This window comes from Streptomyces sp. NBC_01591, from assembly GCF_035918155.1.
GTDB lineage: Bacteria > Actinomycetota > Actinomycetes > Streptomycetales > Streptomycetaceae > Streptomyces.
Genome location: NZ_CP109327.1, coordinates 8,512,442 through 8,536,834, shown reverse-complemented (window position 1 = coordinate 8,536,834; position 24,393 = coordinate 8,512,442). Strand labels below are relative to the sequence as shown.

Genomic DNA, 24,393 nt, shown 5'->3' with positions numbered 1-24,393 from the left:
CGGTTGGCAACCAAGCCAGCGCCGGGTATGTCAGACCCAACTGCGAGGATCCCGTGATGACCAGCGCCCACCCGTCCATCGAGCATCAGAACGCACAACGGCGCGAAGCCGGCCTCACCGTCGAAACCAGCACGTGCGCCCCGACCGAGGCACGGCGCGAAGCGCTGGAAGAGATCGATCCAGGGTGGTGCCCGGCCTGGGACGCAGGATGGCAACGCTGCTTCCGACTCACCCAGACCCACGTCCAGGGTGGCGGGGCCGTATCCATGGCGGCCGGTGAGGTGGTCGTCCAAGGCGAAGACCTCGGACGGTGAGTCACCACGCAGCGGCACGGGTGGGAACAGCTGGTGCCCGCGCAGCAATGGCTCCTGGAAAACGTCCTCGGCCTGGAGCCGGCCAAGGAGGACGAACGACCGGTGAAACGCACCCAGGACGATATGTGGGCGCTCAACCTCGCCGCGGCGCAGCAGTTCCACACACACGAAGGGCACCTGAGCGTGCCCCGGAAGCATGCTGAGCAGCTGGAGATGGAGAGGTCCGGGAGGCGGTCAGGGCGGGACTGACGGGCCTGTGACCGAACGGCTGGGGACATGGCTCGACAACGTCCGCAAGCGGGCCGCGAAGCTCACCGAGCAGCGTCGGGCGGATCTGGATGCTCTCGGCATCCGCTGGTAGGGGGCAGGGCGGCACACGGACGGGGATCATTCACCGGGCGACCAGTTCGCCGAGCGAAGGCGTGCTGACATCGGCCGCGGGACGCGCGATTCGGGGGCAGCTCGTAGCCCGACCGTGTGAGGTGCCCGACCGAAATACAGCTGCATTGCGCGCCGGTCTGTCCCGCCTGCGGCGGAGGGTGCTTTCGTCTGTAGGCCGGATGTGCGACGGCTCCTGTGTCTGTCCTGGCGGGCCGGCCGACGCCTGGCCCGCCCCAGGCGCTCGCCCGTTCCCTGAGGGCGTGCCGTCCGAAACGCCGAGAGGAGAGATCGTGGTGGCAGGAAACTCCGACGAGAACCGTGGGGCGACGTCCGCGCAGCTGCTCAGGGGCCAGAAGGCGCTGGTGACCGGTGCCAACTCGGGTATCGGCAAGGCGACTGCCATTGCTCTGGGCCGGGCCGGAGCGGACGTGGTGGTGAATTACGTCGTCGGTGCGGACGAGGCCGAGAAGGTCTGTGCGCAGATCGAGGACTTCGGGGTTCGCGCCTACGCCCACGAGGCCGACGTGTCCAACGAGGACCAGGTGGTCGCCATGGTCGCCCGGATGGTCGAGGAGTTCGGAACCATCGACATCCTGGTGGCCAACGCCGGCCTCCAGCGGGACTCGGCCGTGACGGAGATGACGCTCGCCCAGTGGCAGAAGGTCATCGACGTCAACCTGACCGGGCAGTTCCTCTGTGCTCGGGAGGCCGCCAAGGAGTTCATGCGGCGCGGCGTGGTGGAAGAGGTGTCCCGGTCGGCAGGGAAGATCATCTGCATGAGCTCGGTCCACCAGATCATCCCCTGGTCGGGGCACGTGAACTACGCCTCCTCCAAGGGTGGTGTGGGGATGTTGATGCAGACCCTCGCCCAGGAGCTGGCCCCCCATCGGATCAGGGTCAACGCGGTTGCACCCGGCGCGATCCGCACGCCGATCAATCGCGACGCCTGGTCAACCCCCGAGGCCGAGGCCGACCTCCTGCGGCTGATTCCGTACCGCCGCGTGGGCGACCCGGAAGACATCGCCAACGCCGTCGTCGCCGTGTCCTCCGACCTGCTCGACTACGTCGTCGGCAGCACGCTCTACGTCGACGGTGGGATGACACTCTTCCCCGGATTCGCCACCGGAGGCTGATCCCCTGTGCAAGACCACGTGACGCGCCGCCGGGTGGCGATCCCTCGGCCGCGGGTTCGCCGGGTTGTTCGCCGCTCGCGCGCTGCGGCTGTCACCGGTCGCGGTGAACATGGTCGACCGCCGCGCCCACCACCTCTTTCAACCGCTGCTGTACCAGTGCGCTGCCGGGATTCTGTCCGAAGGCCAGATCGCGCAGCCGCTCCGCGCGGTCCTCCGAAGGACAGGACGCAACGCCGTCGAACCCGACTTCACCGTCGCCGGCCATCCGAAGATCCGTGTCACAAGCGACATGATGAGCCTGAACAGGCTACCGGGACTGGCCGAGGTTGCCATGCAGTCGGGAGCATACACAGGCCGGTCGTGCGCCCCGCCGTTGAGGGCAGGACCAAGCCTCCGCCCTTCATGTACTGGGACCTCGACAGCGCCGCCTACATCTCCCGCGGCCGGGCCGTCGTCAAGACGGGGCCCCTGCACCTGTCGGGTGTGTTCGGCCGGCTGGCTTGGCTCTTCATCCAACTGGCCTTCCTCACCGGATTCCGCAGCAGGCTGGGAGCGGTGCTCGGCTGGTCCATCTCCTTCGCCACCAGCACACGACGCAAGCGCGCCTTCACCTGGTCCGACGCCGAAGCGCCGGCCGGCCGGGCGCCCGGGCAGAAGGCGCCGCCGCCTCCCTGACCACGGCGCCCGGCAGACAGCGGCTGACGTCAGTGCCGGCCGCCGACCGCCCCACCGCCGTCCAGGCCACCATCTCCCACTGGGCCTTCGACATCATGGTCACCATCGGCAGCCTGCTGATTCTGCTCGCGCTCTGGTACGCCTGGTCCTGGCTGCGACACCGGAGTCTGCCTCGCAGCCGCTGGTTCTTCCGCTGCGCGGCAATCGCGGGAGTCGCGTGCCTGATCACCGTGGAGTGCGGCTGGATCACCACGGAAGTCGGCCGCCAGCCCTGGATCGTCTACAACCACATGCGGGTCTCGGAAGCGGTCACCGACACTCGCGCCGGATCGCTGTGGGCGATGCTCGGCATCGTCATGGCCGTGTACGTGGCCGTTTTCGGCTCGTTCCTCGCGATCGTCCTCAAGATGCGAACGCGCTGGCGCATCGCAGACGCGGGCTCGGACAGTGCGCCGCGCTCCCCCCTGAGACCGACACCCCCTACGGGCACAGCAGCGAGACCGAGCCCACAGCCGCAGGGGCCGCGCCTGGTGGTGGCTCCGACCGCACCTCTGGCGGTGCGTCATAATGGCCGATCTCATCGCCTGGGTCATGGTGCTCGCGATCGCCGCCTACGCCAGTGCCGGGGGCACCGACTACGGCTCGGGCTTCTGGGACCTCATGGCCGGAGGGGCGGAGCGGGGCCAGCGGCCCCGCTGGCTCATCGATCACGCCATGGCGCCGGTCTGGGAGGTCAACAACGTCTGGCTGATCTTCGTCTTCGTCGTCATGTGGACCGGCTTCCCGACGATGTTCCAGGCCGTCTTCACAGCAATGTGGCTGCCCCTCGCGCTCGCGGCCGTCGGCCTGGTGCTCCGCGGCGCCGGATTCGCCCTGCACAAGCCGTCCCGCCGACTGGCCCAACGACGGATCTACGGTGCGATGTTTGCCATCTCATCGCTGCTCACGCCGTTCTTCCTCGGGGCGGTACTCGGCGGCATCGCCTCCGGCCGGGTCGCGGTCGGGACCACCGCGTCCACGGACGCCTGGGCCAACCCGACCTCCGTCCTCGCGGGCTTGCTGGCCATCGCAGCCACCGCGTTTCTCGGGGCGGTGTTCCTCTGCTCCGACGCCCGGCGGTTCGGCGCCGACGACCTCGTCGACTACTTCCGACTGCGGGCGCTACTTGCCTTCTGCGCCGTCGTCGTCCTCGCACTCATCGGCCTGCCCGTCGCCCACGGCGACGCGCGGTACGTCTGGGAGGGCCTCACCGGGTCCTGGGGCCTGCTGCTGATCGTCCTGGCCGCAGTCTGCAGTCTGCAGTCTGCGGTCTGCGGTCTGCGGTCTGCGGTCTGCGGTCTGCGGTCTGCAGTCTGCAGTCTGCAGTCTGCAGTCTGGCCACGGTGCTGCTTCTCCTACGCCGATCGTACGGCTGGTCCCGCCACACCTCGGTGGCGAGCGTCGCCCTTACCGTCGGCGCCTGGGGCTTCGCGCAGCGCCCCTACGTACTGCCCACCTCGCTGACGGTGGCCCAGGCGGCCGGCGCTGCACAGACCCTGCGCTGGCTGGCGCTCGTCACGGCTATCGCGATCGTGCTGGTCGGACCGGCGCTGGTGCTGCTCTACCAGCTCGACACACTGGGTGAGCTGGAGCCGCTCACCGATGCCGACACCCGGGCCGCCAGAGCACCCGGCGACAACCTGTAGCGGCGCTCCGTCGCTGCGTGCGGCACCCCGTCACCTGAGCCGGGCGGCGATGTGGTCGCCGACCCGCAGGGCGTTGGCGATGGCGGTGAGCGAGGGGTTCACCGCGCCGATGCTTGGGAAGAAGCTGGTGTCCACGACGTAGAGGTTGTCCAGGTCATGGGCCTTGCAGTTGACGTCCAGTGCGGAGCTGTTCGGGTCGTCGCCGAACCGGACAGTGCCGGCCTGGTGCGCGGTGGCCCCGATGGGCATGCCCTTGTGCAGGTAGATGCTGTGCGGCAGCAGGTGGTGCTCGTGCATGCCCAGGTGGCTCAGCATCCCCTTCAGCTTGTGCTGGAGGCGTTTCACACCGGCGATGTTGTTCTTCTCGTCGAGAGCCAGGTGGATACTGTCGTCCTTGTCGAGGGTGACCCGGCTCTCCGGCAGCGGGAGGTCCTCCCCGCACAGCCAGAAGTCGACGGCGTGGTGCGCCAGCATCTCGAACGGCATGTCGGGCGAGGCCGCGCCGGCCCAGCGTGGCGCCTCGCCGTGGATCTGGTCGGCGTCCGACTTGCCAAGCATCTGGATGCCGCCGAGCGGGAAGTCCCAGTCGTCCGCTCCCAGATACCAGTCGTGCAGCGCCAGGGTCTTCTGGAACCCGGTGGGGTTCGGTTCCTTCAACACCGCCATCAGCGCCAGGTTGTTGTGACGCATGTAGTGGCGTCCCACCACGTCCGAGCTGTTGGCCAGGCCGCCGGGGTGCTTGTCGTTGGCCGAACGGAGCAGAAGGACGGCCGAGTTGACCGCGCCGCAGGCGACCACCACGATGTCGGCGCTGTATGCCTCGGTCGTCCCGTTCCCGTGCTCGGCCACGACGTTTGTGACGGTGCGTCCGGTCGGGTTGGTCTCCAGACGTCGCACGTTGGCGCCCGTCACCATCGTGACGTTGTCGTGCTTCAGCGCCGGGTCGACGCAGATCACCTGCGCGTCGGACTTGGCGCCCATCAGGCAGGGGAAGCCGTCGACCCGGTCGCAGCGGATACAGACGCTGGAATGCGTGGCCCGGCCGTTCTCGTCCTGGGTGAGGTTCACGCCGATGGGCAGGTGGAAGGGGTGCAGTCCCCCCAGGTCGTCGCTCAGCTGCTGGATACGCGGCTCGTGCTCCACCGGTGGGTGTGGGTACTGGCCGCTGGCCGGGCCCCCAGTGGGGTCCTCGCCATGCCGCCCGCGCACCAGGTAGAGCTGCTCGGCCTGCGTGTAGTACGGCTCCAGATCCTCGTAACGGATCGGCCAGACAGGTGAGATGCCGTCGTGGTGGCGCAGCTCGCCGAAGTCCTCGGGTCGGAGCCGGAAGAGTGCGGCGCCGTAGAACTTGGTGTTGCCCCCGACGTAGTAGTTCACCTCTGGGGGGAACTCGTTGCCGTGCTTGTCGTACCAGAACTCGGGGGCACGGTACTTGCCCTTGACGAAGACGGCGGTGGAGTCCCAATTGTCCCGCTCCCGCGGCAGGTAGTCGCCACGCTCCAGGATCAGGATCCGCTTGCCGGTGGGGGCCAGCTGGTGGGCGAGCGTGCCGCCGCCCGCTCCCGTACCGATGACGATGACGTCATAGTGGTGATCGTCGGCCATGCGAGGGTCCCGTTCTGGAAGTCGTCGGCTGCCCTGGCCATAGCGCCCGGATGTCATATGCCAAATATGAAGCTATCGGGCGGCCTCGGGGGCGGCGACCCGACGGGAGCCGAGCAGGTGCGTATTCAACGGATCGCCCGCACGGCGTTCGCCGCCTCGTCGACGATGGCCTGCGGCTCGGCTTCCGCGTCGACGGTCATCCCGGGCTCATCCGGTCGCAGCGGTTCGAGGGCGGCGTACTGGGAGTCCACCAGCCGGGCCGGCATGAAATGGCCCACGCGTCCGGCGACCCGTTGGTCGGCGGTCGCCCGGTCGAGCGCCAGGTGCAGGAACCACACGCCTGCGCCTGCCCTGCGGAACAGGTCCCGGTAAGCGCGCTCGAGAGCCGAGCACGCCATCACGCCGCCCTGGCCGGAGTCGGTCGCCTCCCGGATCCAGTCGGCGAGGGCCAGCAGCCAGGGCCGGCGATCCTCGTCGTCGAGCGGACGGCCTGCGGCCATCTTGGCGCGGTTCGTGGCCGGGTGGAGGTCGTCCGCCTCCAAGAAGGGCACCTTGAGCCGCTGTGCGAGCAGTCCACCCACGGTGGACTTCCCCGATCCCGAGACACCCATGACCACGACGACCGTGGGCGCCCTGGGAGTTGTTCGCACGACGTTCCTCCGACGTGGCGCCTGCCCGACTCCACCCGACAGTACGGGACCGCGGCGAGCTGACCGGCAGTCTCCGGACGAGTGAACCGGAGCTCGGCCTGTCCATGAGATGAGGGTGTCTGACACCGTGTGTGACGACAGACCTGAACACTCTCGTGGCTGTACTTTACGTGAAATCTGACGACGAGATCGGAGGGAACCGCTGGTCAAACGCATAGCTCCGGAGCGATTCGCTCCAGATTCGACCCATGAGCCCCAAGGACCCTCCCGCAGATCCGGGCGCCGCCCGGTTCCTTGCTCCCGTACCGAGCGTCGCGGGTCGGCGGCCTGCCCGAGAGCCTGCCCGTCGCGGTATGGGACGGTACCGGCGGTCCGCCCGGCGCCGAGACCCTGGAGGCGGTGGAGTTCTTCGTCATCTCCACACCTTTCTCGGATGCTGCCGTGGCGGTGCTCCCGCGCCTGCTGCGGTCGCGAGTCGTCCAGTCCCTGTCCGCCGCGTCGACGACCTCGTGAAGTACGTTCCCAGCGGTGTCGTTCTCTACAACGCCAGAGGCGTTCACGACGCCAGCACCGCCGAGCCGGCCGTATCGCTCGCCCTCGCGTCGCTCCGCGGCATCCCCGACTTCGCCCGCGCCAAGGACGCCGAGGTGCGGCGGAGCGGCTTCCGCGCGGCGCCGGCCGACCGCACCGTCCTGCTCGTGGGCTAAGGCTCCATCGCCACCGCCGTCGAGGACCGGCTCAGCCCCTTCGAGTGCGCGGTCCTGCGAGTGGCACGGACCGCCCGCACCGCTCCGCGCGGGGTCGTCCACGCGCTCATCGATCTGCCCGAGCTCCTGCCCCGTGCCGCAACCAGGTGCTGCGCCACCTGGCCGGGGAGCCGCTGGAAACATCGCGCTGCCCCGCAAGCCCTGACCTGGATCCGGGCCCGGGACGTCAGAGGATGGCGATCGGGTTGACCGGTGAGCCGGTGGCGTCCGGCAGCCTCAGTGGGGCGATCACGCAGAGGAACGACCAACGCCCCTCCGCCTCGCAGACCGGCGCCAGATCCTCGAACTGCAGGTAGTCCAGCAGATGAAGGCCCATGGCGTGGACCGCCAGCACATGCACGGGGAAGTCGACGCCCTCGGTGGAGCTCGGGGCGGTGTCGTTGTTCCCGTCGCCGCCGAGTGCGGCGACCCGCCGCTCCGCCAGGAACTCAACGCGGACGGATGGAGACCCGCGCGTGCGTCCGCCGTGTGCCATGCGCCCAACTCGCCACGCCGTCTGCGGTGGCCGACCCGGACGAACAGCAGGTCGCCCTCACTCACGCGGACGTGCTGGGCGGTCTCCGCCGCGGTGAGGTCGTCGGCGGTCACGTGATCACCCGGTTCGAGCCACGGCACGCCGCGCAGCCGTGGGATGTCCAGCAGCACTCCACGTCCGACGATCCCGTCGCGAGCCGCCTCGATGGAGAGCGCTTCGGCGCCGCCCGACGTGACGCTGCTCGCGGCCACGCCGCCGTGCAGCGTGCCGTCGTAGATCACGTGGCACAGGGCGTCGATATGGCTGTCGGCGTCGCCGTGCACGTTCATGGCGAAGCTGTCCATCGCGAAGCGGAGCCCGCACGAGGTGTCGTCGTCCGGCTGCCCACTCATCCGGTGCCTCGCCGGCTCCGGGTTGTCCGGACCGGGAAACGTCTCCACCAGCGCGGCGAGCGTGACCGTCCGGCCCGTCCGCACCTCGCGGGTGGCGGCCAGCAGCCGGGCGGGAGTGAGTGCGTCCAGAGCACCCCGGTCGCCTCTGGCCCAGGCGGAGCGCAGGACCAGGCGCCGGTACAGCACGTCGAACTCGGCCGCGGTCAGCTGTGGCGGTTCTGCCGGACGGGCGTGCATGACCATGGTTCAGCGCCCGTTCTCCGCGTCGAGCGCCTCGTCGAGGGTGATCGCGGCCATGATCAGGGACAGATGGGTGAATGCCTGGGGGAAGTTGCCCAGTTGCTCCCCGCTCGGGCCGATCTCCTCGGCGAACAGCCCCACGTGGTTGGCGTAGGTCTGCATCTTCTCGAAGGTGTAGCGGGCCTGGGACAGCCGCCCCGCCCGGGCCAGCGCGTCGACGTAGAGGAAGGTGCACAGGCTGAAGGTGCCCTCCGAGCCGCGCAGCCCGTCCGGCGATGCCGCCGGGTCGTAGCGGTAGACGAGGCTGTCGGAGACAAGCTTGCGGTCCATCGCGTCGAGCGTGGAGAGCCACGTCGGGTCCCGGGGTGCGATGAACCCGACTCTGGGCATGAGCAGCAGCGAGGCGTCCAGGACCTCGCCGTCGTAGTGCTGGACGAAGGCGCGCTCCTTCTCGCTCCAGCCGCGTTCCATGATCTGCTCGAATACGGCGTCTCTCGCTTTGCGCCACCGTTCCAGGTCGGCGGGCCTGCGGAAGTTCTCGGCCAGGCGCAGCCCGTGGTCGAGGGCAACCCACGACATCACCCGGCTGTAGGTGAAGTCCTGGCGGCCGCCGCGGGTCTCCCAGATGCCCTCGTCCGGCCGGTCCCAGTTGTCGGCGAACCAGTCCAGCGTCCTGGCAACCGTCCGCCATCCCTCGAAACTGGCCTGCTGCGCGATCTCGGCACCTTGGGACACCGCGTAGAGGGCTTCGCCGTAGATGTCCAGCTGGAGCTGGTCTGCGGCGCCGTTGCCGATGCGGACGGGGAAGGAGCCGCGGTAGCCCTCGAAGTGATCGAGTGTCTCCTCCGGCAGGTCGGGGCTGCCGTCGATCCGGTACATGGTCTGGAGCGGCTCGCCCTCCTTGCCCTCGCGCTCACACAGCCTGTCCGTCAGCCAGTGGAGGAAGGCGGTGGCCTCCTCGACGAAGCCGAGGTCGAGCACGGCCCGCACGGACAGCGAGCCGTCGCGTACCCAGGTGAACCGGTAGTCCCAGTTCCGCTCCCCGCCGACCTGCTCGGGCAGGCCCGTGGTGGCCGCCGCGATCAGTGCGCCGGTGGGGGCGTAGGTGAGGAGTTTGAGGGTGATGGCCGAGCGGTGCACCAGCTCGGGCCACCGTCCTTGGTAGCGGGACCGGCTCAGCCAGTGCCGCCAGAACTGGGCGACTTCGTCGAACTGCCCGGTGAGCCCGTCGACCGTGGGGGGTGCGGGCGCCTCGCCGCCGGACGCGCAGACGGTGAACACCGCACCGCCGGATTCGCCGGCTTTCAGAGTCACCTTTCCGCGCACGTCCCGGCCGTCCCGCTCCAGCGGAAAGGTGGACTGCAGGTGCCCGTCGATCCCGGGGGCCCGGAACAGAGCGCCGTTCTCGCCGAGTTCGACTTCGTGCTCGGCCCGGCCGTAGTCGAAGCGCGGCCTGCACTCAAGGGTGAAGTCGACGGTCCCCCGCACGGCACGGACGCCGCGGACCAGGGTGTGCCGGTCGGTGGCGGTGCGGGTCCGGTCCGGGGGCATGAAGTCGACCACCTCGCCCACGCCGTCCGGCGACAGGAACCGGGTGACGAGGATGGCGGTGTCGGGGTAGTAGAGCTGCTTGCAGGTCCCGTCGGAGTGCTCGGGGGCCAGCCGCATGTACCCGCCGCGGTCGTGGTCGAGCAGGGCCGCGAAGATGCTGGGCGAATCGAACCTGGGAGCGGCGAACCAGTCGACGACGCCCTGCGACGAGACGAGCGCGGCTGTCTGCAGGTCGCCCACCAGGCCGTGCTCGGCGATGGGAGGGTAGCGGTCCATTGCGGCTCCGGAGTCTGGGAAAGGATTGTTTCTCCAGGTAGAGGTCACCACTGAGGTGAGCGAGGTGCTGGCGCGCATTGCTGCTGCCCTAGGCTGCTGCGTTCGCCACTAGCTCTGCTTGATGTGCAGATGGATGGGACCTCGCAGGATGGGGCTGGGCCGGTACGGTGGCGGGTCGGCGACCAGCCTGGGCCGGTCCAGGCGGCGTACCAGTTCGGTCAGTGCGATTTGGGTTTCCAGTCGGGCCAGTGGGCCGCCGAAGCACAGATGGATGCCGCTGCCGAAGCCCAGGTGCTGGTTGTCCTGCCGATCGGGGTCGAAGCGGTCGGGATCGTGGAAGCGGTCCGGGTCGCGGCTGCCCGAGGCGAGCATGAGCAGGATCTGCGAGCCCTTGGGGATGACCGTGTCGGCGACGGTGATGTCGCTGTACGCCGCCCGCCAGGGAATGATGTGCACGGGGGGTTCGTAGCGCAGCAGTTCCTCGACCAGGGGCACGATCAGGTCCGGTTCGCTGCGCAGTCGTTGCAGCACCTGCGGGTGGCGCAGGAGCGTCAGCATACCGTTGGTGATGAGGTTGACGGTGGTCTCGTGGCCGGCGATGAGCAGCAGGTTCGCGGTGCTGACGATTTCGTCGTCGGTCATCCGCCCGTCGGGCCCGTCATCGTTGGCCAGCCGTGTCAGCAGGTCGCCGCCGGGCCGGCCGTGGCGTTGCTCCAGCAGCCCGCCGAGGTACTCGCGCAGGTCTGTGGTGGCCTGCATGCCGTTGTCCAGTTTCTCCTTCGGGTCGGTCTTGGGGTCGTAGTCGAGCGAGTCGATGATGGCGTTCACCCACACGTGGAACTGCGGTTCGTCCTCGCGCGGCACGCCGAGCAGGTGGCAGATCACGGTGACGGGGAACGGGTAGGCGAAGTCGTCGACGATGTCGATCTGCTGTTTGTCCGCGAAGTCGTCGATCAGGCCGCTGACGGTGGCGGTCAGGTCCGGTTCCATGCCGGTCACCAGACCCGGGGTGTGCGGGGGGCCGAAGTGGCGCATCGCCAGGCGCCGCAGGCGGTCGTGCTCGGGCGGGTCGAGGTTGATGAACGACGGCGTGGTACGTGCCTCGGCCGCGGCCATCGGCCGTGACAGGTTACGGACATCGGAACTCAGGTGCGGGTCGTGCAGTATGCCGGTGAGCTCGCGGTAGGTACTGATGACGTAGCTGCCGTCCTCCTGCAGGGCCACCGGGGTCTCGCGCAGCTCGGCGTACAGCGGGTACGGGTCGGCCCGGGCGGAGTGGTCGAGGATCCGGCGCAGGATGGGCGTCTCGGTCGTGGTCATGTCGCTTTCTCTCCTACCGGTGCTGCCACGCAGCCGTGACGCGCCGCTCGCTCGGGTCGTGGCCGGTGACGACCACCGTGGCGCCCTGGGCGAGCAGCCTGGGGCCGGGGAAGTCGACAGGCACCGGCTTCGCGTCGACGGGTTCATCGGGCGTGGGACAGGGCGGCGGGAAGGGCGCGGCCGTCTCGATCAACTGCCGGTAGTGGTCCAGCCACTTCGCGTTGTTGAAACTGACCGCCGCGGTGACGCGGCCCTGGTAGCCGTATGCGGCGACGAAGCGGTGGTCGGGCACCGACCCCTGGGTGACTACGACCTCGTCGGCGAAAGTCGGTACACCGACGGACTTGATGTTGACGCCGAACTGGATCGACCAGAACGTCGGAATGGACAGGTGCGGCCAGCGGTCCGCCTGGGCGCTGACCATGTTGTGCGCCGCGACCTGGGCCTGCTCCACGGCGTTGACCCAGTGCTCCAGCGAGATGAGCCGGTACTCGTAGATCGGGTTCGGGCAGCGTGCCACGTCTCCGGCGACGAAGATGTCGTCGGTGATCAGGCCGTTGAGGTCGAGGGCGCGGCAGCCCGTGTCGCAGGCGATGCCCCATGGACCTGCCGCCAGTCCCGAGTCGCGCAGCCACTCGGTGTTGCGGATGCCGCCGAGCGCCACCACCGCCACGTCGGCGTCGATGGTGCTGCCGTCGTCGAAGTGGGCGCGGTGAAAGCGCCCCTGCGCGTCGCCCTCCAGCTGGGTGACCTTGACACCGCAGCGCAGGTCGACGCCGTGGGCGCGCTGCATGTCCGCCGCGACATCACCGATCACGGCGCCGAGCGCCCCGACCAGCGGGGCCGGCGCGAGCTCGGCGACGGTCACCGGGATATCCCGCTCGCGGCAGATGGAGGCGATCTCGGAGCCGGTGAAGCCCGCGCCGATGACCAGTACGCGGGAGGGCCCGGCGGCGAGGGCTTGCTGCAGGCCGTCGGCGTGCTCGCGCGTGCGCACGACGAACACTCCGTCCAGGGCCGCTTCGGTCTCGACGAACCAAGGCCGGGCCCGTACCCCGGTGGAGATCAGAACTCGGTCGAAGGGAACCTCGCGGCCGTCGGCGAGATGCACGTGGTTGGTCGCCAGGTCCAGCCCGTCGGCGGGCACGCCCAGCAGCCATTCCGCATTGATGTCACGACGTCGCGGCAGCGTGGTGCCCCCGGCCGGCACCCATCCGGTCAGCACCTGCTTGGACAGCGGGGGGCGGTCATAAGGCTCACCCAGCTCGTCACCGATCATGGTCAAGGATCCGGTGAACCCCTCATCGCGCAGAGCCTCCGCGGCTCGCAGTCCCGCCAGCGAGGCCCCGACGATCACAACGCGGCCGTCGCGCTTGAACCCCTTCAGGGTATCGGCGCTGGTCATGACTGCGACGTCCCCACCGGCGCGTCCCGCCCCTCCAACTGGTCGACCAGAATCGCCTGGAGCGGGCAGGCTGCCGCGGCACGCAGCACCTGCTCGCGCTGAGCATCGTCGGGGTTCGGGTTGTACATCAGCGCTTCTTCACCGTGCATCCGGAACGCGTCCGGAGCCAGGAACGCGCACTGCGCATACCCCTGACACCGGGAAAGATCAACGACAACTCTCATCCCGAGCTCCATTTCAGAGAAACAAAGCTGCGGACCCTGAGGCAGCACCACCACGGCGCCCAAAGCGCGAGGCACGCCTCCGAAGAAGGGAATCGGCTGTTACTCACTCCTGCGAATACGAAGGAGTGCACCACGCACGTCAAAGGTCTCCGCAGGCAGAGTTAATCATCGCGAATGCGGACCGGGCGTCTGCAAAACCACCCGGAGAACCTGACCTTGCCCTCAAAAGCGTATCCCGCGCGCACGTCGTCCGCACTCCGGAAAAAGGGACGCGCGGGCGCTGCAGGCGACGCCCGTAAAGCGAGAGCGCGGGCCGCCCCGCGTACCAGAACGGGCCCGGCCGATCCGAGTGCGGCGTCGCGTCCGCGGGCACGGGCGCGCCGAGTGCGATCCGCACCGCCGTGACCAGGAGGGTCCCGGTGTTCGCGATGTCCAGGGCGATCGCGCCGCCGCACACCACGGCCTCGCTGCTCGCGCCCCGTATCGACGGGCGGATGCGGTGAGCTTTGAAGTCCGCCGCGGCGGCAGTGTACGGGGCGTCGGAAGGCGCCGGGCCCCGGCCGGACAGCCCGAGAGCGACGCCGTGGCACGCGGTGGCCGACGCGTGCACCAGCCGGGATACTGCAGGGTCGCGGGCGCCGGGCGTGTCGCGGCGTCCTGCGTCAACTGCCTGGTCCGGGCCGGCAGATGACCCATCTAAGCAGCGCCCTGGCGCAGCGCCCGGTCCCGCGCCGACGCCGAAGTCGGCTCGTCGCCCGGCGCCCGGCTCATCCGCAGCTCTTGCGACGCCATCATCAGCCGCTCCGGCTCTCGAACGGTGACCGCGGCTCCTCCGTGAACGCCCGCAGCACCCCGGACGCCAGCGTCGCGGCGCGCGCCAGCCGGTCCGCGTAACGCCCCGGCGGGAAGTCCGGCAGCAGCCAGATCTCCACCGCCATCAGCACAATCCCAGTCGCCAGACCGGCCAGGCGCGCTCCCAGCATCTCGGGGGCGTACGGCGCAAAGGACGCCAGGATACAGAACGCCTGGAGGCCGCCTGCCAGGCCCGCCAGCCGGGGCGCGCCCACCCCCGTGTACGTCACCAGGAAGGCCACCCCGAGCATCCTGAGGGCCGCCGTCCACGAGTGCGCCCCGAGGCGGTGCCCAGGGTGACCAGCGCGGCCGCGACCGGCAGCGCCGCCAGCAGCGTACGGCCGCGCTCACGCAGCGTACCCGGGACGAAGGACATCCCGCCGGAGGCGATCGCGCCCAACAGCGCGTAGATCGCCGCGACATGTTCCCCCAGGCCGTGGCGCGCGGCGTAGAACACCGTGCACGCCACGAGCGTCACCCGGGCCGAACGACGCACCGCCCGCATGCCCGGATCACGGGCATTCAGCCACTCCGGCCCACCGCCAAAGAGCACCCGCGGCCTCCTCGTTCATTCGGCACAGCGCACGCCCGGGGCGGGCGCGCCAGGCCACCGCGCTCCCGGGGCCGGTCAGAGCAGCGAGCCCTGTTCCAGGTACCCCTCGCTCCACAGATCCTCGTGCGCGTCCGGCGGCAGCAGGACGCGCCCCGGGCGCAGGGCCGCGATGGCGCCCTCGCCGTGGATGGCCATCACATTGCCCTCAGGGCGCTCATCCGGGCCGACGGCTTCGTCAGCGCCCAAGCTCTGCGCAGCCACCTCGCTGCCGACGGCTCACCAGCCGACCTGCCCACGGTCCACCGCACCCTCACCGCCGTGGCGGACGCCGGCCGGGCCGACCTGGTCCGTGACACCAACGGTGAACGCCTCTTCCGCTACCGCGCTGACCCAGACCACCGCCACTACCTCATCTGCACCGAATGCGGTCTGAGCGGCCCGTCGGCTCAGGCCCGGTCGAGGACTGGGCCGACAACATGGCGCAAGCCTCCGAGTTCGCGAACGTCCGGCACACGGTCGAACTCTCCGGAGCGTGTCCCGACTGGGGTGGACGACGTGCGACTACCGAATGACGGCCGTAGCTGCGGCAATCAGGCCTACTTGGGCTGTACGAGCGCGGCGTCCCGCTGAGGTCCACGTCGAAGGGTGGTCCTCGGCCCGATGAGGATCAGGTCAAGGGCCATGACTGCGCCGTCATTCCCCCCACGGCGTGATCCCCCACCGGACGGTGTGCCGCTCGCCCGGGGCGAGGCTGACGAGCGCCGTGCCGCTGCGGAAGGCGTCCGGCGGGCAGGTCATCGGTTCGACGGCGACCGCGCGGCAGCGCTCCCCCGGTGGGAGGGTGTCGCCGGTGTAGAGCTGCACGTAGTCGGCTCCCTCACCGAGCCACACGTCCGTACCGAACGAACCGGACGGATGGGCCAGGCGAACCACGGCCCGCCCGTCCGTGTCCCGGTCGAGGTCGGCGAACGGGGTGTCCAGTCGGCGCGCTCCGACAGCCTGCGGCGTACGCAGGTCGTACGGCGTCCCGGCAACCGGCTCGGCGGCCACCGGCAGGCCGCGCTCATCGGTGCGCAGCCACGTCCGGGCGGGGACGGTCAGCACCGACTGGTCTGACCCGGAGGGCGCCTACTGGCGGCGCGGGATCGAGGCGGCTACCCGGTGGGCTGCGGAAGACCGGGAACGGTGCGCTGCGGGTGCCGTACACGTTCGTCACGCCCGAGGACTGGGCGGGACCGGCGGGTATCCGCTCGGGCAGTGGATCGCCGAGCAGTCCCTGTCCGAACCGACGGCGCCCAAGAACAACTTCTCCGCCATGCCACTGGTCACTGCGGAGAACCGTGACGCAGGAATCCTGCTCGGCCAGTTCATGACGAAGAACCGGATCATCGACGGCAAGGACGACGGCTTCATCGTCGAAATCAAGTGAGTCTTTGGGCCGGGAGCGCCCCGCTCCCGGCCCACTCGTCATTCCTGCGCCGGCCAGAACTGCGCGAAGTACTGCTCGACTCCCTCCGGCACACCGCGCTGAGACTGCTCGGCCACCGAGGCCCGCCCCGTACACCGAAGCCTGACCTGCCACGTCCCCGGACGCCCCAGGAACACAGGCTCTCCAGCATCGCCCCCAGTGACACCCCAGACGTCCAGCGTTCCTGACGGCGAAATGATCACCGCCTGTGCCTCCGCCTCCCAGTCCCCAGTCGCCTCCGGCGGCGGATCGTCCCACACTCCACCATGAGATCCGCAGTGTGGGTATGACCGGCACTCCTCACATCCAGTCGGCCCTCACGAGCTGTCAGGAAGCCGCCTCCGGTGTCCCAGTCCTCAGGAAACTGCACAGGAACCGCAGCCTCATCCCGTTCCTGCAGACAGAACCCGAAGAACTCCACCTCCACAGGCCCCCGCTGCCTCATCACCGGCCCGGCCATATCGACTACCCCTTACTCCCGACGTCACATGTCAGGAGATCACGAACGGGCAGACGCCCACAGACTCCTCTCCAAAAGAACGCCACCGGGGTGATCGCACAGCCGAGACACACCCTCACTACGAAGCGACACACCCTCTGGCGGGCCCAGAAAGAGCGCCTCCGTGTACGCGCAGGCATTGCTCGGGCCGGGCAACGGGGCATGGGCGCGCGGGCGTACATGCGGCAGGAGTACGGGGCGTGGCGCCAGACCGAGGAAGCCGCCGCCAAGCGCTGACCACCTATGAAACGCCGATGCCCTGGCTCGTCGGCCGGAACGGGGACGCCTTCCATCGTTGCACCGGTCACGGCGACGACTCATCTGCGGGCTTGCGACCAGCGCGATGGTCAGATTCGCGTAGACCTGCCGGACTTGGGCCTCAGCGTCCTCCTTACCGACCGGATTGCCGTCGTCGTCCACCGGAACCTGACCCGAACCGGCGACCATCCCTCCGGTGAAGGCGACCGCGTGGCTGCAGCCGTTGACGGGCAGTGAACCATTGGGATGTATGAAGTGCTCCATGGCGCCGATCACGCCACGACCGGAAATCGGCTCCCTACCGATACAGGGGGTCACCCGAGGCCAGCGGCAGTGAGGTCCTGCTCGTGGTGCGGGCTGGGCCGACGTCGTGAACCGGCTCAGCCGCGAGTCATCATCACCAAGGAGACAGGCACCGCCACCATCCCGCAGATGGCCAGGAACCCGCCGACGAAACGCAGGAAGCCCTCGGGCACGGCACGGGCTTTGGCCTGCTCTCGCGGGTTTCGCTCCATGCCGTTCACGATGAGGGTGTGGACCCCGGCAGCTCCTTTCGTGGCAAAGGCTCCCCCACGGAGATCACCACAGTCCCCAGATCAACAGGAACACACCGCCCGCAGCGGGGTCGTTCTGACTGGCGAGAAGCAGCATGCTGGAATCCTTCACTGTCAGCGCGACAGGGGTCAGCGCACTGCCGAGACGAGCACCCGGACCCGGCCATGAGGCCACAACCCCCGAACGCAGAGGAACAACCGAGGGTGGGGAACAACGGAGAGCAGGTCGACAGCGGGCCCAACGCGCTCGCCGATGTCGTCCTGCGCGAGGCGCAAGGCCGGCCGACGACGCTGGAGGGCACTGTGCGCTGCGTCCAGAACCGCGCCCGCCTTCGTTCGCGCGCTGCATGAACGCTTCGGTCCGGCCGGAGTACGGGCGCTTGTCGTGCGCTGGAGCGGCGAGGAGTTCGTCGTCACCGGGACCGGGGCACGGCCCTGCGGGTCCTTCCTGGTTCCGGCCCTCGCGGCTGCTGGCTGCGCGATCAAACAAGGGGCGCAAGCGATCGCTACATGTCATGAGGGTCGGCGTCTGCGCTCCGGCCCTTAAAGTGCGTTCGCGCGGTGTCCCTCTTCGTGGGGTCCCTCCGGACCAGCTGGCCGGAGGGAGAAAGTGCCTCTCCCGGCCTTGTCGAGGAGGCAGATCACGAAGTGGGACGATGCGCCGGACTACGCCGCGTGGAGCTTCTACCTGAGTGCAGTCGAGTTGCTGCTCGACTACTCAGTCGGCTCCCGTTTTAGCCCGGCGACCGCTCCACGGGGGCCGTTCCTTCAGGGACGGCCCCGTCCCTGCGTCTCACGACGACGCTGCCGATGCTACGCACGCGGGCGCTCCACAGCTAATTCCAGCGAACGGAGTATGCCAATGGCATATTCGATTCATTGCTCGTCAGGCAGCGGGAAGTCGGTCCATCCAGGCGTCGAAGAGGTCCAAGTCATAGCGTTTGCGCCCCTTGCCCGACAGCGGTTCCTCGGGCCACTTCCACACGACGCGTCCTGGATCCACGTCGTTCAGGGCTTCGTACCACTCCTTCAAGGGAGCAGCCAGACGGACATGCGCCTCGAAGTTTCGGCGTGTGCGGGTGACGTCACCAGCCCGGTGGGTGCGAAGGACCAACTCGGACGGGACGGCACAGGCGACCAGGTCTGCGATGCCGAGTGCCTTGCGTTGCAGAGAGTCGCGGACGAGCGTCAGCTGGCAGGTGAACGCGTCAGCCGTGGCATCCAGACCTGCGCGCGCAAGGGTCCATGCGTAGTGCAGCTTCAGGGGATCGGTATCGCAGACCGCGATACCTTGCGCGCTCTCGTCATGGACGGCCTCTGCCCACCTCTCTTCGTTCCGGCGCACCCAGAAGCGGCTCGTCTCTTCAAGAGATGCCGCATCATCCGGTCGAAGATGCCCGGCAAGTTCGCGAACTACCTTCGGAAGCTGAAGTGAGCTGACGTAGCGGCTCTTTCCTGCAGCGCTGGGCCCCTCGGCAACGTAGATCACCCTGTGAATCTTGCACGACCACCCCCTGCCGGTTCAGGGGACCAACCGGTCATCAATCAAGCGCATCGGTCCACGCCGGGTTCTCACGGCAGGCTGCTCCACTCGCTGGAGGGGCGCTCCGGCAGGGCCACCCCTGACCCGCCATCAGCCCACTACACTCCGCCCGACGACCCTGGCCAGGGCTCTTTTAGCCGATCGAACTGACACGCCGTCAGAGCGGTGGTGGTTCGTGACTCACCCGATCGGGGCGCGTTGAACCAGTCATGGAGACGGAGAGCGATATCGAAGTCGGTCTATGGGATGCCGAGTTGGACTCGTTGCTGCTACGGGTGGGAGAGCGGTTCGGCCGGGTCGAGCCGCGGCGGCGGATGCGGGATTACGTGCGCGGCTTGCTGGGCCCGGTGGGCTGCAAGAACAGCTGGCAGATAGCCGAGCACGCGGGCCACGACACCCGGTACGGACTGCGGCGGCTGCTGTCGTGGTGCCAGTGGGACCCGGATGAGATCCGCGACGACCGCAGGACTACATAGCCGAGCGGCTCGGTCAGCCGGATGGCGTGCTGATCGTGGACGACACCGGCTTCCTGAAGAAGGGCACCGTCTCCGCCGGGGTTCAACGGCAATGCTCCGGCACCGCCGGCCGCACGGAGAACTGCCAGTTCGGTGGTGCGACGCGAGGTCGCACGCTGTGAGTGGTTACGCAGGGAGGAGGTCGGCATGACGCCGAGTACGTAACCCGGGCCAGTGTCCAAGGCCTGTCCCCTTCCCGACGTGCGTCGCTGGTAACGGCGGGGTGCGAAGCTCGGGGAAGAAGCCCAAGGACGCCCGTTCCATCCGGGTGTCACAGGCAAGGGGAAGACCGGACGGGTGAAGCTCACTGAATCCTCAACGATGCTCCGTGATGGCAAGCCTCGCAGATGGGAAGCAACAGCGGGGTGCAGGACTGGCCGCTGAGAAGCGGCAGGTGCCGGTCGAAGACACCGAGTCGGCCGGGAGGACACCACCGTCCCGGGGTAATGAGGGCGCCCACCCCGGTCGCATCTCTCTCGGCGTCGCTTGAATTCTGACCCTCTGACGGCGGATCAAAAGTGACCCACTTGGTGATCTTCGCCTGAACCTGATCTTGATGGAAGGTCAGGAGGGAGAGGGTGATCCTCGTGGAGGACTGGGCAGAGATCCGTAGGCTGCACCGGGCTGAGCAGATGCCGATCCGGGCAATCGCGCGGCATCTGGGCATCTCGAAGAACACGGTCAAGCGTGCCCTGGCCACGGACCGGCCGCCGAAGTACGAGCGCCCGTCTCAGGGGTCGGTCGTGGACGCGGTCGAGGTCCAGATCCGTGAGCTTTTGCGGGAGACTCCGACGATGCCGGCCACCGTGATTGCCGAGCGGATCGGGTGGGAACGCGGGATGACGGTCCTCAAGGACCGGGTGCGGGACCTGCGGCCTGCCTATGTGCCAGTCGATCCGGTCTCGCGCACGACGTATCGGCCCGGCGAGCTGGCCCAGTGCGACCTGTGGTTTCCCGAGGCGGACATCCCGCTCGGCTACGGCCAGAGCGGACGGCCGCCGGTGCTGGTGATGGTGTCCGGTTACTCCCGGGTGATCGCCGCGCGGATGCTGCCCTCGCGCACGACCGGCGATCTGATCGATGGGCACTGGCGGCTGCTCTCGGCCTGGGGCGCGGTGCCCAAGACGCTCGTCTGGGACAACGAATCCGGGGTCGGTCGCGGGAAGCTCACCGCCGAGTTCGCCGCGTTCGCGGGCCTGCTCGCCACGAAGATCCATCTGTGCCGGCCCCGTGATCCAGAAGCGAAAGGGCTGGTCGAGCGGGCCAACGGCTATCTGGAGACGAGTTTCCTCCCCGGCCGCACCTTCAGTGGCCCCGGCGACTTCAACACCCAGCTGACCGCCTGGCTGACCATCGCCAACCGGCGTGTCCACCGCACTCTGCAGACCCGCCCCGTCGAGCGGTGGGAGGCCGACCGGGCCGGAATGCTCGCCCTGCCGCCCGTCGACCCGCCCGCCTGGTGGCGGCTGCAGACACGGATCGGCCGCGACCACTACGTCCGCGTCGACACGTGCGACTACTCCGTGCACCCCGCCGCGATCGGACGCACCGTCACCGTGCTGTGTGACAACGACGAGATCACCGTCCTCGCCCCCAGCGGCGAGATCGTCGCCCAGCACCCGCGCTGCTGGGCCCGCCACCAGACCATCACCGACCCCGACCACGCTGCCGCGGGCAAGGTGATGCGAGGTGAGGTGCACCACCAGCAGGCCGCCCGCGCCAAAGCCGCCCGAACAGCCCAGACCGACCCAGGCACGCTTATCGAGGTCGAGCAACGCGAACTGGGCACCTATGACCGGCTGTTCACGGTCATCGAAGGCGGCAAGGGCAGGGAGGCCGGCTGATGCCCCGCACCACCACCATCCTCGACGACGCCACCGCCACCACATCGGCCACCGGCCGCAGGACCGGCTCCCAGACCGCAGCGGACCTCGCCTTCCTCGCGCGGGCAATGAAGGCTCCGGCCTTGCTGGATGCCGCTGACCGTCTCGCCGAGCGGGCCCACAAGGAGTCCTGGACCCATGCCGAGTACCTCGTCGCCTGCCTGCAGCGCGAAGTGTCCGCCCGTGAGTCCCACGGCGGTGAAGCACGGGTGCGGTCCGCCCGCTTCCCCGCGATCAAGACCATCGAGGAGCTGGACGTCACCCACCTGCGCGGGATGACGCGCCAACAGCTCGCACATCTGGGAACGTTGGACTTCATCGCCGGGAAAGAGAACGCCGTTTTCCTGGGACCGCCGGGCACCGGGAAGACACACCTGGCGATCGGGCTCGCGGTCCGCGCCTGCCAGGCCGGACACCGCGTCGCGTTCGCCACCGCCGCCGAATGGGTCGACCGCCTGGCCGCCGCCCACCACACCGGCCGCCTCCAGGCCGAGCTCACCAAGCTCAGCCGCTACCCGCTGATCGTGGTGGACGAGGTCGGCTACATCCCCTTCGAAGCCGAAGCCGCGAACCTGTTCTTCCAGCTGATCTCGAACAGATACGAACGCGCGTCCGTGATCGTCACCAGCAACAAACCCTTCGGACGCTGGGGAGAAGTCTTCGGAGACGAGACCGTGGCCGCCGCCATGATCGACCGCCTCGTCCACCACGCCGAGGTCCACTCCCTCAAGGGCGACTCGTTCCGCATGCGAGGACGTGAACTGGGACGGGTCCCCAGCGCCACCACCGACAACGACTGAACCAACCAAACCGAAGACACCTGGGTCAGATTTCAACCGGCCAGAGTGGGTCCAAGTTCAGCCGCCGCCGACAATCTCACACGTGCGGAACGCGACAACCCCGTTGGGGTCCAGACCAACCGGTCTGGTCAGCCAACCGCAAGGAAGGCTCAACTCCCCAGCGGGCGCAGGACGGCCCAAGAAGCCAACGCCGGTAGCCGAAAGGCAGCAGGAAACCGGGACAGAACATAGGCACCTCCGCCGAGTCCCACATAACTGGCCGGATACGGGTAGATGCCCGAACCCGAAAGGGTGCTGACGTGGGCCGGGTGAGCCTGTGAAGAACTCCACCGAACAGGAACCGGAACCGAAGGACAAGTTGGACACCGTGACGGTCATACGCGCTGCCGACTCGGCCGCGATCAGCACCGACCCGGTGAACGGACCGGAGGACCCTCTCGACTGGGATGCCATCGACTGGCAGGCCCAGGAAGAGTCAGTACGGCGATTGAGGCAGAGAATCTTCACGGCATCGCAGGCAGGGGACCTCAAGAAGGTCCGCAACTTGCAGAAATTGATGCTCCGCTCTCGGGCCAACACGCTGGTCAGCGTGCGACGGGTCACGGAGATCAACGCAGGACGCAAGACGGCCGGGATCGATGGTCGGGTTGTCCTGACCGCCCCGGGCAAGGCGGAGCTGGCCCACTGGGTCCAGCACCGGATGAGCCCGGGCCGAGCCAGGCCCGTCAAGCGGGTATACATCCCCAAGCCAGGCGGCAAGAGACGCCCTCTCGGCATTCCCGTGATCCTGGACCGGGTGGAACAAGCCCGGGTCTCCCAGGCACTGGAGCCGGAGTGGGAAGCGCGGTTCGAGCCGAAGTCGTACGGCTTCCGGCCCGGCCGCGGCTGTCAGGACGCGATCGCGGCGATCTACTGGACGGCGAAGGGCAGCAAAGCCCGCCGCCGGTGGGTACTGGACGCGGACCTGGCAACGGCGTTCGACCGAATCGATCATGACCGCCTTCTCCAGCAGCTTGGCACATTCCCCGCGCGGGAAGAGATCGGGCAGTGGCTGAGGGCGGGTGTGGTCGAAGAGGGCCGGTTCACGCTCACCGAGGAGGGAACTCCGCAGGGTGGCGTGATCAGTCCAGTGCTCTTGAACATCGCTCTGCACGGGATGGAGACGGCTGCGGGAGTCCGGTACCGGCAGACCGGCCGCCGGGCCGGTGACACCATGCCGGGCTCCCCGCTGCTGGTGAGATACGCCGACGATCTTGTCGCCCTGTGCCATTCACGGGAACAGGCCGAACAGGTCAAGGCCCGGCTTGCCGAGTGGCTGAGGCCGAGAGGACTGGTCTTCAACGAGGACAAGACGCGCGTCGTCCACCTCGAAGAGGGCTGTGACTTCCTCGGCTTCACCATCCGCCGCTATCACGGCAAGCTGCTGATCAAGCCGAGCTGTGAAGCCGTCAGACGGATCCGGAACAGGCTGCGCACCGAGGTGCGGTCCCTGCGTGGGGCCAATGTCGCGGCGGTGCTGCAACGGCTCAACCCGATTATCCGGGGGTGGTCGGCCTATTACCGGAGTGTGGTCGCCAGCGAGGTCTTCACCGCGCTGGACGACTACATGTGGAAGCTCACCTACAAGTGGGCGACCCGCGCTCACCCGAACAAGCCCCGGCACTGGGTCACCGCCCGGTACTACGGCAAGTTCAACAAGTCCCGGCAGGACCAGTGGGTATTCGGCGACCGCGACAGCGGCGCCTACCTGCTGAAATTCGCCTGGACGAAGATCGTCCGACACCAGATGGTCCACGGCTCGGCGTCTCCGGACGACCCAGCCCTGGCTTCCTACTGGGCCGAACGGCGCCGCACCAGCGCACCACCGCCGATCAACCGCGCCACTCTACGCCTGCTCCAGGCGCAGAACGGGCAATGTCTGATCTGCGGGGGCCCGTTGCTGCACGCCGACGCCCCGCCGTCCAGCCCCACCGAGTGGGAGCGATGGCTGCGGGGCACCCGCCAGGCGATCACCACCAGGAAGATCGCCTACCGCGGGATCGACACGTCGGACGGAGTGCAACTCCGTCTTGTCCATGCCTCCTGCAACACTGCACGTCTGTGAGCCCTCGGGGCTTGCTTGAGCCGAGCTGCGGGGAAAGCCCGCACGGCCGGTTCTGAGGGGGCGGGGACGCAGCAATGCGTCCCCGCTACCCGACTGTTCGCCGCCTACGCCACCAGCTCAGGCGGAGCGCTGGTGGACCGGGAGCTCTACGCCTTGACCGCTCCACCTCGTCAGCTCTCGTAGGGGCGAAACAGGTTCCCACCCTGCGCGAGGAGCCCATGCGGCACCGAATCATCGGAAGGAATCCCTCCGCGGCGATCAGCGGTTAGTG

27 protein-coding genes and 3 pseudogenes are annotated in these 24,393 nt (G+C 68.6%); 15 read left to right on the top strand and 15 right to left on the bottom strand.

Going from position 1 to position 24,393, the window contains the following annotated elements; genetic code table 11:
* The first annotated feature begins 56 nt into the window (after positions 1-56).
* From OG978_RS39470 to OG978_RS39460, 3 genes are all read left to right on the top strand, one after another.
* A complete protein-coding gene (locus tag OG978_RS39470; protein WP_326769826.1) occupies positions 57-314 on the top strand; it encodes a hypothetical protein in 258 nt (85 codons plus the stop codon).
* Between the two features lie 33 nt (positions 315-347).
* The gene (locus OG978_RS39465; RefSeq protein WP_326769825.1) at positions 348-563 is read left to right on the top strand and encodes a hypothetical protein; all 216 of its coding nucleotides are present in this window, start codon (positions 348-350) and stop codon (positions 561-563) included.
* Positions 564-988: 425 nt separating this feature from the next.
* Positions 989-1,828, top strand: coding sequence for an SDR family oxidoreductase (locus OG978_RS39460; RefSeq protein ID WP_326769824.1), 840 nt, complete (start codon positions 989-991; stop codon positions 1,826-1,828).
* A 91-nt stretch (positions 1,829-1,919) separates the two neighbouring features.
* Here OG978_RS39460 and OG978_RS39455 read toward each other — a convergent pair whose 3' ends face one another.
* The gene (locus tag OG978_RS39455; RefSeq protein ID WP_326769823.1) at positions 1,920-2,093 is read right to left on the bottom strand and encodes a hypothetical protein; all 174 of its coding nucleotides are present in this window, start codon (positions 2,091-2,093) and stop codon (positions 1,920-1,922) included.
* Between the two features lie 95 nt (positions 2,094-2,188).
* Here OG978_RS39455 and OG978_RS39450 point away from each other — a divergent pair, with 95 nt between their 5' ends.
* The 4 genes and pseudogenes from OG978_RS39450 (at position 2,189) to OG978_RS39435 (ending at position 4,188) form a co-directional block, all read left to right on the top strand.
* Positions 2,189-2,503, top strand: a complete 315-nt coding sequence (locus OG978_RS39450) for a hypothetical protein (RefSeq protein WP_326769822.1) — start codon at positions 2,189-2,191, stop codon at positions 2,501-2,503.
* 32 nt (positions 2,504-2,535) lie between these two features.
* Positions 2,536-2,853 (top strand): annotated as a pseudogene (locus OG978_RS39445) (cytochrome ubiquinol oxidase subunit I); the annotation flags it as partial.
* 217 nt (positions 2,854-3,070) lie between these two features.
* Positions 3,071-4,006 (top strand): cytochrome d ubiquinol oxidase subunit II, encoded by a 936-nt coding sequence (locus OG978_RS39440; RefSeq protein WP_326769821.1) that lies wholly within the window; start codon positions 3,071-3,073, stop codon positions 4,004-4,006.
* Positions 3,934-4,188, top strand: a complete 255-nt coding sequence (locus OG978_RS39435; RefSeq protein WP_442817870.1) for a hypothetical protein — start codon at positions 3,934-3,936, stop codon at positions 4,186-4,188. The genes OG978_RS39440 and OG978_RS39435 overlap by 73 nt, the downstream gene beginning before the upstream one ends.
* Before the next feature lie 30 nt (positions 4,189-4,218).
* Here the strand turns inward: OG978_RS39435 and OG978_RS39430 are convergent, their stop codons facing one another.
* Positions 4,219-5,793 carry a GMC family oxidoreductase gene (locus tag OG978_RS39430; protein ID WP_326769820.1) on the bottom strand — a complete coding sequence of 525 codons (1,575 nt, stop codon included), beginning with the start codon at positions 5,791-5,793 and terminating at the stop codon, positions 4,219-4,221.
* A 125-nt stretch (positions 5,794-5,918) separates the two neighbouring features.
* The gene (locus OG978_RS39425; protein ID WP_326770295.1) at positions 5,919-6,404 is read right to left on the bottom strand and encodes a gluconokinase; all 486 of its coding nucleotides are present in this window, start codon (positions 6,402-6,404) and stop codon (positions 5,919-5,921) included.
* A gap of 333 nt (positions 6,405-6,737) precedes the next feature.
* On the opposite strand from OG978_RS39425, the gene OG978_RS48515 reads away from it, so the two are divergent.
* Positions 6,738-6,956: a hypothetical protein gene (locus OG978_RS48515; protein ID WP_442817809.1), complete on the top strand. Its 219-nt coding sequence runs from the start codon at positions 6,738-6,740 to the stop codon at positions 6,954-6,956.
* Positions 6,953-7,150 carry a hypothetical protein gene (locus OG978_RS48510; RefSeq protein ID WP_442817808.1) on the top strand — a complete coding sequence of 66 codons (198 nt, stop codon included), beginning with the start codon at positions 6,953-6,955 and terminating at the stop codon, positions 7,148-7,150. Before OG978_RS48515 ends, OG978_RS48510 begins: the two co-directional genes overlap by 4 nt.
* A gap of 226 nt (positions 7,151-7,376) precedes the next feature.
* Here OG978_RS48510 and OG978_RS39415 read toward each other — a convergent pair.
* The 8 genes and pseudogenes from OG978_RS39415 to OG978_RS39380 all read right to left on the bottom strand — a co-directional run bounded on the left by OG978_RS39415 (position 7,377) and on the right by OG978_RS39380 (position 14,744).
* Positions 7,377-8,320 (bottom strand): annotated as a pseudogene (locus OG978_RS39415) (cyclase family protein).
* 3 nt (positions 8,321-8,323) lie between these two features.
* A complete protein-coding gene (locus OG978_RS39410) occupies positions 8,324-10,144 on the bottom strand; it encodes a glycoside hydrolase family 15 protein (RefSeq protein WP_326769819.1) in 1,821 nt (606 codons plus the stop codon).
* 108 nt (positions 10,145-10,252) lie between these two features.
* Positions 10,253-11,464, bottom strand: coding sequence for a cytochrome P450 (locus OG978_RS39405; protein ID WP_326769818.1), 1,212 nt, complete (start codon positions 11,462-11,464; stop codon positions 10,253-10,255).
* A 13-nt stretch (positions 11,465-11,477) separates the two neighbouring features.
* Positions 11,478-12,869 (bottom strand): NAD(P)/FAD-dependent oxidoreductase, encoded by a 1,392-nt coding sequence (locus tag OG978_RS39400; protein WP_326769817.1) that lies wholly within the window; start codon positions 12,867-12,869, stop codon positions 11,478-11,480.
* Positions 12,866-13,093: a ferredoxin gene (locus tag OG978_RS39395; RefSeq protein ID WP_124722398.1), complete on the bottom strand. Its 228-nt coding sequence runs from the start codon at positions 13,091-13,093 to the stop codon at positions 12,866-12,868. Before OG978_RS39395 ends, OG978_RS39400 begins: the two co-directional genes overlap by 4 nt.
* Positions 13,094-13,887: 794 nt before the next feature.
* On the bottom strand, positions 13,888-14,187 hold the full coding sequence (locus OG978_RS39390) for a hypothetical protein (protein WP_326769816.1): 300 nt from the start codon (positions 14,185-14,187) through the stop codon (positions 13,888-13,890).
* Complete coding sequence (locus tag OG978_RS39385) at positions 14,172-14,498, bottom strand: hypothetical protein (RefSeq protein WP_326769815.1); 327 nt, start codon at positions 14,496-14,498, stop codon at positions 14,172-14,174. The genes OG978_RS39390 and OG978_RS39385 overlap by 16 nt, the downstream gene beginning before the upstream one ends.
* Before the next feature lie 75 nt (positions 14,499-14,573).
* A complete protein-coding gene (locus tag OG978_RS39380; protein WP_326770329.1) occupies positions 14,574-14,744 on the bottom strand; it encodes a hypothetical protein in 171 nt (56 codons plus the stop codon).
* Between OG978_RS39380 and OG978_RS48505 the strand changes: the two genes are divergently transcribed.
* Entirely contained in the window at positions 14,682-15,128 is a 447-nt protein-coding gene (locus OG978_RS48505; protein ID WP_442817807.1) for a Fur family transcriptional regulator, read from the top strand. The two genes, OG978_RS39380 and OG978_RS48505, sit on opposite strands and share 63 nt — an antisense overlap.
* 63 nt (positions 15,129-15,191) lie before the next feature.
* Here the strand turns inward: OG978_RS48505 and OG978_RS39370 are convergent, their stop codons facing one another.
* From OG978_RS39370 to OG978_RS39360, 3 genes are all read right to left on the bottom strand, one after another.
* Positions 15,192-15,602 carry an aldose epimerase family protein gene (locus OG978_RS39370; protein WP_326769813.1) on the bottom strand — a complete coding sequence of 137 codons (411 nt, stop codon included), beginning with the start codon at positions 15,600-15,602 and terminating at the stop codon, positions 15,192-15,194.
* An 863-nt stretch (positions 15,603-16,465) separates the two neighbouring features.
* On the bottom strand, positions 16,466-16,987 hold the full coding sequence (locus OG978_RS39365; protein ID WP_326770294.1) for a RidA family protein: 522 nt from the start codon (positions 16,985-16,987) through the stop codon (positions 16,466-16,468).
* A 116-nt stretch (positions 16,988-17,103) separates the two neighbouring features.
* Positions 17,104-17,247 (bottom strand): hypothetical protein, encoded by a 144-nt coding sequence (locus OG978_RS39360; protein ID WP_326769812.1) that lies wholly within the window; start codon positions 17,245-17,247, stop codon positions 17,104-17,106.
* 234 nt (positions 17,248-17,481) lie between these two features.
* On the opposite strand from OG978_RS39360, the gene OG978_RS39355 reads away from it, so the two are divergent.
* Positions 17,482-17,628 carry a hypothetical protein gene (locus OG978_RS39355; RefSeq protein ID WP_326769811.1) on the top strand — a complete coding sequence of 49 codons (147 nt, stop codon included), beginning with the start codon at positions 17,482-17,484 and terminating at the stop codon, positions 17,626-17,628.
* A 535-nt stretch (positions 17,629-18,163) separates the two neighbouring features.
* Here OG978_RS39355 and OG978_RS39350 read toward each other — a convergent pair.
* A complete protein-coding gene (locus OG978_RS39350) occupies positions 18,164-18,766 on the bottom strand; it encodes a hypothetical protein (protein WP_326769810.1) in 603 nt (200 codons plus the stop codon).
* A 263-nt stretch (positions 18,767-19,029) separates the two neighbouring features.
* Here OG978_RS39350 and OG978_RS39345 point away from each other — a divergent pair.
* From OG978_RS39345 to ltrA, 4 genes and pseudogenes are all read left to right on the top strand, one after another.
* Positions 19,030-19,430: pseudogene (locus OG978_RS39345) on the top strand (transposase); the annotation flags it as partial.
* A gap of 483 nt (positions 19,431-19,913) precedes the next feature.
* Positions 19,914-21,179: an IS21 family transposase gene (istA, locus tag OG978_RS39340; RefSeq protein ID WP_326769809.1), complete on the top strand. Its 1,266-nt coding sequence runs from the start codon at positions 19,914-19,916 to the stop codon at positions 21,177-21,179.
* Entirely contained in the window at positions 21,179-22,018 is an 840-nt protein-coding gene (istB, locus tag OG978_RS39335) for an IS21-like element helper ATPase IstB (protein ID WP_326769808.1), read from the top strand. The genes istA and istB overlap by 1 nt, the downstream gene beginning before the upstream one ends.
* A gap of 415 nt (positions 22,019-22,433) precedes the next feature.
* Entirely contained in the window at positions 22,434-24,122 is a 1,689-nt protein-coding gene (ltrA, locus tag OG978_RS39330; RefSeq protein WP_326770293.1) for a group II intron reverse transcriptase/maturase, read from the top strand.
* Positions 24,123-24,393 lie beyond the last annotated feature (271 nt).